Below are 13,701 nucleotides of genomic sequence, written 5' to 3' on the forward strand. Positions count from 1 at the left end.
AGCCTTGACATCATCATATATGCCACACTGTTTGTCACGACATTTTTATAAATGAAAGCCACAATATCCTCTTCCACTTCCTCAAAGGAACTGCCCTCGGTTGCATAGTAAAGGTCTTGCAGATAATCAGGGATATTATCCTCTGCCGCATTTCTTGCTGCTCCCATAATTGCTTCGGCAAGACTGCTCTTATTCTCAATCTCTCCGAAAGTGCTTTCCAATGTCTCAATCACATCTGCTTCGTATTCCTGACGCATATCCCAAATCGGGACTGTTCTTGAATATCTGCTTTCGTGAGTATCTGAAATGTCAAAGTAATGTGTCAGTCTTTGCCGTGAACGGTTTTCATCAGCAAAAACAGCAATACCTCTTGCACCTCGGTTGACCCATCTGCCAAAAATTTTGTTCCACTGCTCTATCTCAAGAACCGCTGTTGCATCGGGTCGCTGTGCATATACAAGAAGCTGTTCGTCATAGCGTAACTTATAATTTCGGCAAGCTGAAGCTAAGAATGCCTGCCAGTTCTGAGGATTTGACACAACCGTTTTGCAGGTGCGGTTGTAAAGCTCAGAAATAAGGTCATATTTTCGTGCCATTACTCTTGCACCTCCTTATCGCTGTTTTTCTCTGTTTCTGGTCTTGTTTTTTGACGGTTCGGATTGATTGACAGGTTCAACTTTACTTCCACTAAGCTCCATTTTTTCAGCAAACTCGCATATATGATAGCAGCAATTTCCGACATACAAATGGTAGTCATCAATATACTTGCACACTCTGTCTGCTGTGTGTCCATCACGAAAAGTAATTCTGATTTTTCCACCATCGGGAATATAGAATTTCAAATTGTAATGACTGTCTATAAATCGAATTTGCTTTTCCTGTGGCTCTGCTCTATTCTCCTGTTGCTTCATTTTCCTTACCTCTCATTTTTGTTGCTTCATCAGAACCACCGCCCAAATACGAAAAGAGTTTACCGGACTTTGTATTCTTCTGAAGCTCCATAATCACACCCATATCAGGAATCGTGATATTCGGGATTTTCAGGATTGCTTCCATATCAAGCTGCTGCAACTTTTTCTCCGTATCACAACCGGAGTCAAAGAGTTTATTCAGCACCTTGACCTTATTCTGAAAAGTTGCTTTGTCTTTCACGAAAATACCTCCTTAGTTAATGTTGATTACAATAGAAATACTGCCGCTCTGTTCTTCTTTCTGCGGATTACGTGAATACTCAGGAAAAAGGGACTGTACTCTCTGCCTTGCCCTGCGTATGGTTTCAAAACAAGGAAGTCCGTATGCTCGGTAATTAAATACAATATCCTCAAGCGGAAGATTTCCGGCAGGTATATATCCGTACCGATTGTAATAATGCAGAATGAGAAGCATATCATCATACCTCGACATCGGGCATTCCTTTAAGATTTCAAGCACTCGGCTCTCCACCGTTTTCTGTTGTTTCATAGTGTTCCTCCAAAAAATAAAGGGACAGAGTTTTTTACGCTCTGCCCCAACTGGTTAATATTCGGTTATTTCTTACTTCTTACGGTTTTTAACCTGAAGAAAGATAAAGCCACCGACGATAACGGCGACTAATGCGATAGCGATAATTGTCTTTGCTTCCATTACTCGTTACCCTCCTTTTTCTTCTTTTTGTGTGCAACAACAGAAGTTACGGCGATACCGACAGCAGAAAGTCCAGCAAGGACATACCAAAGTTTCATATTGGTATCATCTCCTGTTTTCGGAGTATCCCTCAACTCATTGTGCATTTTTACAACGGCTGTTTCATCAAGTTTGATAATAACATTCTGGTCGGCAGGTGTGATATATGCGGCAGAGGCATTGTTTGCCACTTCGGATACGGTATATTCGCCAATACGAAGTCCCTCAATCACAATTTCGCCGTTCTTATCTGTTTCAAATGTCATATCATAACCGTTTGCTCCGGTTACTCTGAACGCAAAACCTTTAACCTTACCATCTGAAGATGTCTTGACGATTTTCAGTGTTCCACGCATAGCTTCATTGATAAATCCAACACCAGCCTTATTCTCAACGGAATAAGTTGTTTCGTCTTTCTCAATGAAAACAGAGTATTCTCCCTTATCAAGCAGGAAGCCCTCCGGTGCTTTTGTTTCACGGACAATATATTTTCCGTAAAGCAGCTCTTTCATCTCATAAATTCCGGTTTCGGTTTCTTCAAGATTTCCGATAAGTTCATCGCCATCATCAATCTTTCCGTTCTCATTGGTGTCCTTATATACCTCAAAGGTTGCACCCGTAAGTTTGTTATCTGGATATTCAGCGTCCACCTTCGTGAGTCTGATATTGCCGTGAACATACTCATTGACAATCTCAATTTCAACTACCTGCTCGGCTTTGCTGATATTGACCTCATACGCTTTTTCATCAAGAACAAATCCCTTTGGCTGCTCGATTTCTCTTACAATCCATTTGCCATAAGGAACTTTTGCAAAAGAAAAACTACCGTCTTTTGCAGAGGTAGTCGTCATAAGTGCAGTATCCTTTGTAAATTCTGTTTCTTCGGCTTTGAAGATACCGATAACAGCACCCTCAAGTGCTTCTCCATTCTCGTCAATCTTCTTACCTGATACAGAACCATAGATAAGTTCATTCTTGATTTCTTTTCCGTCATTCACTTTGATTTCAACCGTTGCGGTATCCTGACCTGCGTATTCAAATACAACCGGATACTTCGTATCAGAGAGAACATAATGCTCATCAGTTGTAATCTCTTTGACATAGTATTTGCCAAACGGAAGGTCTGACTTCATAACAGCAGTTCCATTTTCATTTACGCTGACAATCTCAATCAGTCCATCAGCCGGAATAACTGTACCGCTTGCAGATACAATATCTTCTGCGGCATAAAGACCAAAGCTGATATTTTTGATTTCTCCGTTGTCGCCAATACCAAATGTCTTATCCTTTTCAATGGCTTTTGCAAGGCTTACCTTCACTTTCTGTCTTTCGTTATAGAATGATGTGGAAGTTTCGGTAACAGAGATATTCTGACCTGCGTAAGTAAACTCAACCGTATGTGTTTCGCCACTGATTACCATTCCATAAGGTGCGGTAATTTCCTTGACCTCGTATTTTCCGAGATAAAGTTCTTTGCTCTTCACAAATCCATCGGAGCTTGTTGTGATAGTATCTACCACTTCGCCCTTTGAATAGCGGAGTGTACCGTCCGGTGTACTAATATCTTCCGCAGCACGGACTTCATAAACTGCACCCTCAAGTCCTGCCACTTCATAAACAGGCTGATAAATAACATCACTGTCCTCAGAACCACTTACATTGACACCACTAAATACTTCTCCGGTCTTTTCAACCGTGATAGTACCTTTCTGTGCCATATTCGGCTTATTGACTTTCACAACAGTTACGCCGCCCTCCTCTGTGGAATTTTCTTCGGTAATATCAAAATATACCGGAGTATCATCAAGTACATATCCGTATGGAGCTTGTACCTCTACGATAGAATATCCCTTGCCGTAATCCAGTTTCTCAGGTGTGACAAGAGAACCATTTGCATCGGTATAGAACACATCAATCGTGGTCGGTGTCGGATAAGTAAAGGTCATTTTGACCTGATTACCCTGCGGGTCGTAAATCTTAAATCCTGCTCCTGCATACGGAATACTCTTTCCGCTTTCTGCGTCCACCTTAACTACATTGACAAAGCTCTCGAAGTTACGGTTATTGATGAGATAACGATAAGTCTGTGCGTTCTGTGAAATGAACACATCAAAATCATCCATCATCTCTCTGCCTTCCCAACCGGAAGTCTGGTGTACGGTATAAATACCATACGGCATATCTTTTGTCTGACCGAAGCCATTTTCATCGCAAACGATAGTATCTCTCTCATCTTTATTTGCTGCGTCATAACTTCCGGCAGATTTCAAATAAATCTCAAAGGAAGCACCCTTTTCAGGAGTTTCAATCTTTGTTTCTCCATCATCAGTGTGTTTAATGATAGCCACATTACCTTTGATTACCTGCTCGGTTACATCATTGGAAGTAAGGTTGTGTTCCACTTCATAAAGTTTCGGGTCTGCACCTACTTCATGGATAGTCTTATCAAGCAAATATCCCTCTGACGGTGTAATTTCTCGGATTGTCCAGTCGGTATCACAAACATATTCTTTAGTAGTGAACTGACCGTTTTCATCCGTAACATACTTATCTACAAGCGTTTCGCCCTTATAGATACCGTAAACTGCTCCTGAAAGTTTGGCATTGCCCTGTGCTTCGCCCTTCTCAGCGTCGCTCTTTGTGACTGTTACAGTAAACTTCTTCAAAATGTTATTGAAGTTTCTTGTGGTTACTTCTTTCCACTTCACTGGTGCAGTCTGATTTTTTGGTACGACATAACGGATAGCTGTGTCCACTTCTTCAAGAGTATATGGTTCAGAACCACTGATAAGCACATCTTTGAAAGTTGCCACACCATTTTTGTCTGTAACTGCATACTGGTCAACAGCATCACCGGAAAGAGAAGTACCGTAAAGATGGAACTTCACACCTTCAACAAGGTTATCTTCTGAGGACTTCACTACCTGAAGGTCGCCACGCTTCAATTTGTTATTGAAAGTGACCTTTGCAACCTGTCCTGCTACAACAGTAACTCTATGTGTTTCCTGCGGCTCGTACTTATCGTATGCCTGCTCGGTTACGGTATAGATACCCGGCATAAGGTTATCAATCTGGAACTTACCGCCATTAGCTGTTGTAACCGTCTGATTGATACCGTTTCCGGTAATCGTGAAGTTGATACTGTCAACCTTGCCGTCCTCACTGGTCTTTACAATCTGACAAGAACCATAGCTGACTTTCATCTTCACAAAACCGTTGATACTGTCGCTTACTTCCTGAGCATAGCTGACAACATCCTGCACACTGGAGTTCTGACCGTGTTTACCCTCTGACCATACAACCACACCTCTTCGTACTGCATTTTTCTTCGTTGCGGTAATGGTAAATTCCTTACTCGGTGCAGTATCCATAGAAACAGTAAGTTTGTTACCATTCACTGAAAAGCTCACTCCACTGATGCTTGCCTTGAAATTATACTTAGACAGCACATTATTGGAATCTGTCAGAGTAGTTGTGTACTTGCTTCCGTTCCACTCAAGTTCTATTGTCTTTGCCGAACCGGATGATTTATTACAAAAACTCGGTATGGTCGCATGGTTCTGTACACTCTGCACCATACTGTTGTAATAACTAAAAATCTTATTGCGGAGCGGATGCTTTGCATTGATGACATCTTTCACATTGCTGCAACCACTGGCTGCTACATGATTGAAGTTCGCATCACGCTCTCCGATAACAGTTTCCCAGATAAGAAGCTGTGTGGCATAAGCCTGTGCAATGCTGTTTGCTGCCGCTTCATTCTGTGACCTCCAAGATGTCGAAATAGTCCCACGGTAGCCATACTGTAAAATACGACCAACGAAAAGACGGATTTCATCTCCGGAAATAACCCTGTTGGCTGCAAGGTTATTAAAATAATTTTCGTCATACTTATTCATTGTCTGACCGACCTTGAGCGAAATTCCCGGCTCAATACAATAAGCAACATTACCTGAGTATGAGCCAATAGCCTTAAGATTGGTAAAATTGGAACGTCCGGTATGCCAACCATTTTTCAAGGTCAAATTGCTATGTCCCCATACCCCATCGTAATTAGCATCGCCATCACGAGGGAAATCGACCATATAAACATCGGCTTTTTCTCCCGAAGCAGCATATGCTGTTGTCGAGCCAATGCCTGCAAAAGTGGTCACACACATAAGGGTCGCCAAGAAAAGCGATGTGACTCTTTTGAATTTTGACTTTATCATTGCGTTTCCTCCTGTAAAAATTGAAAACACACCGTATCGCTACGATGTGCCTTTGTGGATTTTTTCTTACGGCAGAATTTACCTGCCGAAAAACAAATGCGGATTTTTCGTTAATTTTTCATTTTACCATACACCTCCATTCCGTTCATACTGTGCGATTCCCCCTTAGAGATAGACATATACTTTGAGATAGTTATATTCAAGTGAGATAGTATATATCATTTTCGATAGGTAAAAGTACAACTAAGGGGTTAGAGTGTGAGAAAGGGGAACTGTAAAACAGGCTATCTGCTGTCACGCTCTGCACGGTTACGCAAAAACTTGTTGTAATGCTCCAATGCTTTGCAGACAAAATCCTCCGTCTGACTGACGGGAATGTTTTTCGGGATAAGCTGTCTTACTCTGTCACCCCTCAACACGATTTTTTCCTTTTGGTTCGGCTTTTCCTCAGACATAACAGCGTGGATTGCTTCTGTTGTAAGGTTCCCCTCGTTGAATAACTTTCGCATACGGATTGTCTGGTCGTGTGACGGGGTAGCGTCATTCAGGTCGATTTCATCAACCACATCACGCTGGCAATCTTCGTCAAGATAGGAAAGTTCTACGGCAGGACGCATTTTAATACGCCCCTCGTCAACAAATTCAAGCAGCTCGGGAACAAGGTTTGTCAGGCGGACATAACGGTGTATCTGATTTCTACTGTCGCCACATTCCTCGCTCATTAAATCAAGACTTTGCTTTCCTCGTAAATCAATCCCCACTGGGGATGCATTTTCTTTGCTCGGTCTGCCTGCTTGCCTTTTCATTGCTTCCAAACGCATTTTATAGGCAAAGGCTTTTTCACTCGGCAATATCTCTGACCTCTGAAAATTACTCTCAACCATTAAAATGGTCGCTTCATCTCTGTTCAGGTCTACAATCTCACTTCTCAGGGTTTCAAATCCTGCCAGTTCACAAGCTCGCTTTCGTCTGTGTCCTGAAACAAGTTCATATCTGCCGTCCTCTTTCTGCCTTACCGTTGCCGGAGTAATAACCCCTCTTTCCTTGACACTCTCCACAAGCTGCATCATATCTTCATCGTCCCTGACCTTAAACGGGTGGTCGGGGAAATCATCAATCAGCTCTAACGGAATATCTCGGATTTTTGAAAGCTGTTCTTCATCTCTCTGTGCCTGCGTGGTAAATAAATCATCGAGCTTCGTGAGAGTGAAGTCGCTCTTTCTTCCTGCCATCGGCTAACACCTCCTTTGTAAATTCAGCGTATGCCTTAGACACTGTGCTGTTTGGCTCATAAGCATAAATGCTCTTGCCTTTGGAAGAAGTTTCAGCGGCTTTTACGGCAATCGGGATTTGTGTTCGATACATCCTTATCTGATTACCGAAGTTTGCCCTGAGTGCTTCCACCGTACTCTTTGCAAGGTTTGTTCGGCTATCCACCAAAGTAAGCAGCATACCGTCTATCTTAATATCCGGATTGATATACTTCTTTACTTTTGAAATGGTCTGCACAAGCTGTGTCATACCCTTTGCAGGCAAATACTGAGCCTGAACCGGAATGATAACACTGTCTGCCGCCGATAAAGCATTGAGAGTAACCATACCAAGTGAAGGCATACAGTCTATAATTACATAATCATATCTGTTCTTCACTTGACTCAGATAGTTCTTGAGTGTAGTTTCTCTGCTCATTGCGTTCATAAGGTTAAATTCCATTGCTGAAAGCTCAAGGTTTGCCGGAACAAGGTCAACACCTTCTTCGTGGTGCAGGATACCAACCATAGGGTCTGTCATCGTTTCATTGATTACATCTGTGAGTTTCGTTGCAAGCGTGATACCCAAGCCGTCTGTATCCTGCCAACCAAGACAAGTCGTTAAATCTCCCTGCGGGTCTGCGTCAATAAGCAATACTTTCTTGCCCTGCATTGCAAGCCCGACTCCGAGATTAACTGTTGTGGTGGTTTTTCCGACTCCGCCTTTCTGGTTACATACGGAAATCGTTTTACAGTTTGACACTTCTTTTTGCCCTCCTTTCTGAAAATTCATAGCCACCGCATTATGGCTATGTACCTGACCGACTCATTTCCTAATCGGTCATAGCAATATTTGTTCTCAACACCCCTTGCCAAGCAAAATGCTTATGGGAAGTCACTAAGGAACAGACTGCTTATCTGTATCATAGGATTCTAACCTCTGCCGGGTACTCCGCCAGCTCCGTAGAGAAGTATCATTATCATTCTGACTGTCATCGCCATATCAGGAGCAACCTGATACTCATAACCGGAGTTCTCGCTATTCTGAAATACAGAATTCACGGCGTACCTGCTAAAGTGGCTATCATCAGAAATAAAGTCTTAGTGAATGACTTATTCAATTTTCAAGCGAAAAGGCTTCCGTTTTTGCTATCCGGAATGAACCCCTTCACTCATTTGGACAAAGGGGTATGAAATGCACACCCAAAATCTCCGCTTTTCCAAAAATATTTCAAAAAAATTTTTGGAAATTAAAAAAGCCGCCTGCTCCGGTTAGGAAACAGACGGCAAAACACGTTCTAAATGTATTCAATTTTAAATTTCTTTTTCTTTGCTCCAAGCACTTTGCAGAGGACATCATCTACTGCATCGGTGTATCGTCCCTGAGCTGCTAAATTGTTCTTCAGTTCAATGAGCGATTGTATCACTCGGCTTCGTTCTTCTTCATTTAAGTATAGATGATAGGTTTTCTCCCTCATTGGCTGTCCCTCCATCTTTCAAATGTATTTTTGATTATCTCCACATCTTCCTCTGTATCAGAAGAAATAAATATATGTACGCTCTGAAAAGCTTTCTTTAAGCTATTGGCATAATCCAGTTCTGTACCTTTCATCGGCAGTTTAATCAGCCTTATTCCTCTTTGCTTGCACATATATGCTTTCATTATTTCTATATTCTCGTCAGCACTTCCCGACTCAATAGCCAACTTTTCTGAAGGTATGTATGTTTCAAGCGAAACTCCAAGCAATCGGTCAGAACCAAGTTCTGCTTTCAAGCCTTTCTTATTAGAATAATAGCTGACAGCCAACGCAGGAAATAGAGATAAATATTCTTGCTCACAAATTCGGCAGCCTTTATTCAATATCGTCCTTTCATTTATCTTCATACTCCATGAATGACCGTGCCTGCATTTCCACCACGCTCTCTTTGCTGAAGTTCGTGATACCTCTGTCGGCTTCAGTTTATTCTGTTCATAATCCCATTTGCTAAGAAGCTGATTATCTGTTGTCGCCAAATCATTATATCCGGCAAGGACTTCTCTCTCCGCACAAACGGGGCATACCGTTCCTTTCACACGGGCATTGATAACTGATTTCCACTCATTACCGCATTTACTGCATCTCCACCAGACATTTTTCCTCGACTTTGCATTTACTTCATCAGGCTTCAATGGCAAGTTCTTCTTCGACCATTCAGAAGCAATTTCAGGGTATGTTGTCTGCAAATCGTTAAACCCTTTCAGGAATATGTACCCACTGCAATACGGGCATTTACTGCCACCAGAACGGGTAGAAATAAGGGTGTTCCACTCTCTGCCACAATCCTTACACTTCCACCAAGCCTTACGATTTGCAAAGACCGTAACCTGAGTTGGAAGTAACGGATAATTTCTGTCCGACCACTCGGCAGCTATATCCGGCAGAAGCGTTGCAAGGTCATTAAATCCTGCCAACACTTTATTGTGGGAGCAATATGGGCAACCAGTTTTATTTATTGTCCTGCTCTTAACGACAGCTTCCCATTCGTGACCTTTCTCACATTTCCAAATTACTTTCTTATGAGAACCAATAGAAACCTCTGTCGGTTTTATCTTATTCTTTTTCGACCACTGCTTTGCCAGTAATGGCTCTAATGTCGCCAAATCGTTAATACCTGCAATCACTCTCGCACCGGAGCATATCGGGCATTTCTCTCCACTGGAACGAGCCTTAACGCTTGTCTGCCATTCGTGACCGCAAGCACCTTTCCACCATACTTTTTTATTTGAACCGAAAGTAATGTCATCAGGTGTAAGCGGTAAATTCTTCTCTGACCACTCCGAAACAAGTTCCGGGTGTACTTCTGCTAAACTGTTATTCATAGCCAAACCTCAACCTCCTTGTGCTTAGAGTATATGAAGTTTTAGCTTTATCTTGTAGTTTGCGAATATCCGTATAAATAGAAAAAGCCCTTTGAGAAAAGGATTTCTCCTCTCTCAAAGGGCAAGTTTTATAAGCTTAAAATCTATCATCATTTAATAAGCTTTGCAATTCAATAAATCTTCTTTGAATTTTTCTAAATCAAATTTTCCTTTTGTTTTTACCTTTTTTATAGCTTTGATAAGCATTTCTTCAATTAACTGAATTTTTCCATCACTATCTGCATTATAATAGCTTTCAAAATCCATTCTAACATCAATCATTGCACAAGTTCCCAAAGATACTATTTGAACTTTCTCTTTCCATAATCCTTGATTATATACTTCCTTTGGAGCAACAATGGGTGTTATTCCAATTATAGTTAAAGTTTCACTGTATTCTTTTGTTTTGAAGTAATTATGTAGATTCTGACAATATCTATATACCTCATCATCTACTCCATAATGATTTGTAAAATAAGCCGGAGAATTTATATTCAATTCCATTTAAAGCACCTCCCCAAAACTATTTCTTTATGTCCTTCTGCAACATACTATCTCCATCATTTTACATTTTTATATGAAATCACAATATGACTTGGTGCAAATAATACTGATGCAATAATCAATAGCACTGACCTACTCATAATACCACTAAATAAGAACAACATTGAAGGAATAATAGAAAGTGCTAATGCTCTGAAAACGCTGTTTTTCTTAAAACATATAATCCAAATAGCACAATAAAGCATTACCAATATGGTATCTACAATCAGATATAGTGCAAATGCTTCGTCAGACCACCACCCGAACCAAGTTCCCGGAATATTGATTATCATGAATCCGAAACAACCCAATCTCCCTACTTGTTCTGTGACCTCAACATATTTATTGTTCCACTTATTATCAAATCCATCTTTGCACTTAATCGCAAATACAACATTGGGTATCATAATGACTGCAATAAAAATCAGCCCAAAAACATTAAACCATTCCATATTATCTACCATCACAAACTCTGATTTTCTCAATTCTCCAAACCGGAATTTACTTTAATAAATATTTTTCAAACGCTTTATGATTATCAAAGTGGACTTCTCTAAAAAACAGAACTAACCAAATAATATAGGTTGGTATAGCTATATATGGGGTTAAAAAGCAGGATAATAATGCTCCTGCCAACATTATAATAGCCCACATAAAGCACTGATTTCTTATATCACGAGAGATATGAGCTTTATCATACAATGCCTGTTCTTCTTTAGAAAATGAATTAAATCCTGAAACAAATTTTGCTGCTTTTTCCTTAAAAATCGCAAATAACACACCTATAATCAGAAATGGTATTACCAAAATTATACACGACCAAAATCCTATATTCATAATACATACCTCCGCTTCAAACTCCGATTTGTATTTCTGTTTGTTTTAAAAATGGGCAACTCCGATTGGAATTGCCCACTCATTGCACTAATTATGCGATTTTTTCTTACTTGCACCGATTTCTGCATCAATTGATGTAAGTTTGATGTAAATCGCTGTTTTTTTAGTTTTTTATCAAATGAAGTACGTCCCGTCTATTCGGTAAAACGGTACATCTTTACATCATCTTAATAGAGCTTTGCACCTGCCGGAATATGGTCATCAACCATCAGAAGATGGAGCTTTTCTTCGCCTTCTTCTTCGTGGATAGCACTGAGGAGCATACCGCAAGAGTCAATGCCCATCATAGCTCTCGGTGGAAGATTTGTGATAGCGATAAGCGTCTTTCCAACCAGTTCTTCAGGCTCATAATAAGCGTGAATACCGCTTAAAATGGTTCTGTCTGTGCCTGTTCCGTCATCAAGAGTAAACTGTAACAGTTTCTTTGACTTCGGTACTGCAACACACTCTTTAACCTTTACTGCACGGAAATCTGACTTGCTGAATGTATCAAAATCAACAAATTCCTCAAATAAAGGCTCTACCTTTACCTTAGAAAAATCAATCTTTTCAGACTCAGTTTTTACATTTTTTTCAGGTGCTTCAGAAGCTGTATTATTTACATCATTTTTCTTATTTACACCATCTAAGGACTTCATTGTCGGGAATAATAATACTTCACGAATTGTTCTTTGATCTGTCAACAACATTACGAAACGATCAATTCCAAGTCCTACACCACCAGTTGGAGGAAGACCATATTCCAATGCTTCTACATAATCTGTATCCACTTCGTTGGCTTCATCATCACCTAATTCACGAAGTTCTAATTGTTTTTCGAAACGTTCTCTTTGATCAATTGGATCATTTAATTCAGAGAATGCGTTCGCATATTCATGTCCACAAATGAACAATTCATAACGATCCGCAAATCTAGGATCCTTCGTATTCTTCTTAGCTAATGGAGAAATGGATGTTGGGTGACCATATACAAATGTTGGTTGTACAATAGTTTCTTCAACATATTTTTCGAAGAATAAGTTGATAATGTGTCCAACTGTATTTTGAATCTTTTCAACTTCGATATCATGTTCCTCAGCTAATTTCAAAGCTTCTTCATAACTCATATCTTGCCAGAAGTCTACACCACAAGCTTCTTTGATCGCATCCACCATGTGAATACGTTTAAAAGGAGCCTTTAATGATAATTTTGTTCCTTGATATGTAATATCTGTAGTACCCAATACTTCATTTGCAACAGAATCAAATAAACCTTCAATCAAGTCCATCATTCCGTGTAAATCGCTATAGGCAACATACGCTTCTACTGTAGTAAATTCAGGGTTATGCATCGCATCCATACCTTCATTACGGAATAAACGTCCAATTTCATAAACACCTTCTAAACCACCAACGATTAAGCGCTTTAATGGTAATTCAGTCGCAATACGCAAATAGAAGTCCATATTTAATGTGTTGTGGTGCGTTACGAAAGGTCTAGCACTTGCACCACCTAAGATTGGTTGCATAACTGGAGTTTCAACTTCCACTAAACCTTGACCATCCAAATAATGTTGGATTGCACGAATAATTTTTGGTCGAGTTAAGGCAATTCTTTTTGCCTCTGGATTCATGATCAAGTCTACATAACGACGACGGAAACGCTCTTCAACATCTGTCAAACCATGGAATTTTTCTGGTAAAGGACGAAGTGATTTTGAAAGGTGTGTATAGTTTTTAGCACGAACAGACAATTGTCCATGATCTGTCTTCATGACAGTACCTTCAATACCTACGATATCTCCAATGTCATTTTTCTTGAAGATTTCATATTGATCATCACCAATTTCATCTTTACGAACATAAATCTGAATTTGACCTTCACGATCCTGGATGTTCATAAAACCAGCCTTACCCTGACGACGCTTCGTCATGATACGACCTGCAATCTTAACTGTTACTTGTAATTCATCTAATTCTTCTTTTGTCTTGTCTCCATAAGATGAAGTAATAATACCCGAATTTGAAGTACGATCATAGCGAGATCCAAATGGATCAATACCCATGTCAATCAAATCTTGCATCTTTTGACGACGAACTTGTTCTTGTTGCGTTAACTTTTCCATTGTTTTCTCCTTTTTCTTTTATCCATAAAAAAAGGCACTTGCCACAAAGGGACGAAGTGCTCGTGTTACCACCCTAATTTACCAAACAAATCACTTTGCCCAGCCTTAGTCACTGTCTATAAACAGCTCTTCCT

The 13,701-nt window shown here is 40.3% G+C and carries 12 protein-coding genes and 1 other annotated feature (1 of these 13 running past the window's edge); all 12 genes read right to left on the minus strand.

All coding sequences use genetic code 11. The features are described from left to right. Positions 1–611 precede the first annotated feature (611 nt). Positions 612–911: a hypothetical protein gene (locus tag LJE08_RS01550; protein ID WP_015512771.1), complete on the minus strand. Its 300-nt coding sequence runs from the start codon at positions 909–911 to the stop codon at positions 612–614. Beyond that, on the minus strand, positions 892–1,152 hold the full coding sequence (locus tag LJE08_RS01555; RefSeq protein ID WP_023920501.1) for a hypothetical protein: 261 nt from the start codon (positions 1,150–1,152) through the stop codon (positions 892–894). The genes LJE08_RS01550 and LJE08_RS01555 overlap by 20 nt, the downstream gene beginning before the upstream one ends. 12 nt (positions 1,153–1,164) lie before the next feature. Next, complete coding sequence (locus LJE08_RS01560; RefSeq protein WP_044682078.1) at positions 1,165–1,461, minus strand: hypothetical protein; 297 nt, start codon at positions 1,459–1,461, stop codon at positions 1,165–1,167. 161 nt (positions 1,462–1,622) lie between these two features. Beyond that, on the minus strand, positions 1,623–5,873 hold the full coding sequence (locus tag LJE08_RS01565) for a SpaA isopeptide-forming pilin-related protein (protein WP_227402232.1): 4,251 nt from the start codon (positions 5,871–5,873) through the stop codon (positions 1,623–1,625). A 284-nt stretch (positions 5,874–6,157) separates the two neighbouring features. Next, the gene (locus LJE08_RS01570; protein ID WP_023920498.1) at positions 6,158–7,105 is read right to left on the minus strand and encodes a ParB/RepB/Spo0J family partition protein; all 948 of its coding nucleotides are present in this window, start codon (positions 7,103–7,105) and stop codon (positions 6,158–6,160) included. Beyond that, on the minus strand, positions 7,062–7,886 hold the full coding sequence (locus tag LJE08_RS01575; protein ID WP_008789315.1) for a ParA family protein: 825 nt from the start codon (positions 7,884–7,886) through the stop codon (positions 7,062–7,064). Before LJE08_RS01575 ends, LJE08_RS01570 begins: the two co-directional genes overlap by 44 nt. A gap of 535 nt (positions 7,887–8,421) precedes the next feature. After that, positions 8,422–8,601 (minus strand): hypothetical protein, encoded by a 180-nt coding sequence (locus LJE08_RS01580; protein ID WP_227402233.1) that lies wholly within the window; start codon positions 8,599–8,601, stop codon positions 8,422–8,424. Next, entirely contained in the window at positions 8,598–9,983 is a 1,386-nt protein-coding gene (locus tag LJE08_RS01585; RefSeq protein WP_227402259.1) for a zinc-ribbon domain-containing protein, read from the minus strand. Before LJE08_RS01585 ends, LJE08_RS01580 begins: the two co-directional genes overlap by 4 nt. A gap of 153 nt (positions 9,984–10,136) precedes the next feature. Then, complete coding sequence (locus LJE08_RS01590) at positions 10,137–10,526, minus strand: hypothetical protein (protein ID WP_227120188.1); 390 nt, start codon at positions 10,524–10,526, stop codon at positions 10,137–10,139. A gap of 56 nt (positions 10,527–10,582) precedes the next feature. Further along, positions 10,583–11,050, minus strand: coding sequence for a hypothetical protein (locus tag LJE08_RS01595; RefSeq protein ID WP_227402234.1), 468 nt, complete (start codon positions 11,048–11,050; stop codon positions 10,583–10,585). 16 nt (positions 11,051–11,066) lie between these two features. Continuing rightward, positions 11,067–11,402, minus strand: coding sequence for a DUF3784 domain-containing protein (locus LJE08_RS01600; protein ID WP_021982867.1), 336 nt, complete (start codon positions 11,400–11,402; stop codon positions 11,067–11,069). A gap of 227 nt (positions 11,403–11,629) precedes the next feature. Beyond that, positions 11,630–13,567: a lysine--tRNA ligase gene (gene lysS / locus LJE08_RS01605; RefSeq protein WP_227402235.1), complete on the minus strand. Its 1,938-nt coding sequence runs from the start codon at positions 13,565–13,567 to the stop codon at positions 11,630–11,632. Positions 13,568–13,611: 44 nt separating this feature from the next. After that, positions 13,612–13,701, minus strand: a binding site (T-box leader) (it continues 122 nt past the right edge of the window).

The organism is Holdemanella sp. DFI.5.55 (assembly GCF_020593575.1).
Classification (GTDB): domain Bacteria; phylum Bacillota_I; class Bacilli_A; order Erysipelotrichales; family Erysipelotrichaceae; genus Holdemanella; species Holdemanella hominis.

Coding starts and splice junctions, on each gene's coding strand:
- LJE08_RS01550 (WP_015512771.1), bottom strand. CDS start 911: ATGAAGCAACAGGAGAATAGAGCAGAGCCACAGGAAAAGCAAATTCGA.
- LJE08_RS01560 (WP_044682078.1), bottom strand. CDS start 1,461: ATGAAACAACAGAAAACGGTGGAGAGCCGAGTGCTTGAAATCTTAAAG.
- LJE08_RS01565 (WP_227402232.1), bottom strand. CDS start 5,873: ATGATAAAGTCAAAATTCAAAAGAGTCACATCGCTTTTCTTGGCGACC.
- LJE08_RS01570 (WP_023920498.1), bottom strand. CDS start 7,105: ATGGCAGGAAGAAAGAGCGACTTCACTCTCACGAAGCTCGATGATTTA.
- LJE08_RS01580 (WP_227402233.1), bottom strand. CDS start 8,601: ATGAGGGAGAAAACCTATCATCTATACTTAAATGAAGAAGAACGAAGC.
- LJE08_RS01585 (WP_227402259.1), bottom strand. CDS start 9,983: ATGAATAACAGTTTAGCAGAAGTACACCCGGAACTTGTTTCGGAGTGG.
- LJE08_RS01590 (WP_227120188.1), bottom strand. CDS start 10,526: ATGGAATTGAATATAAATTCTCCGGCTTATTTTACAAATCATTATGGA.
- LJE08_RS01600 (WP_021982867.1), bottom strand. CDS start 11,402: ATGAATATAGGATTTTGGTCGTGTATAATTTTGGTAATACCATTTCTG.
- lysS (WP_227402235.1), bottom strand. CDS start 13,567: ATGGAAAAGTTAACGCAACAAGAACAAGTTCGTCGTCAAAAGATGCAA.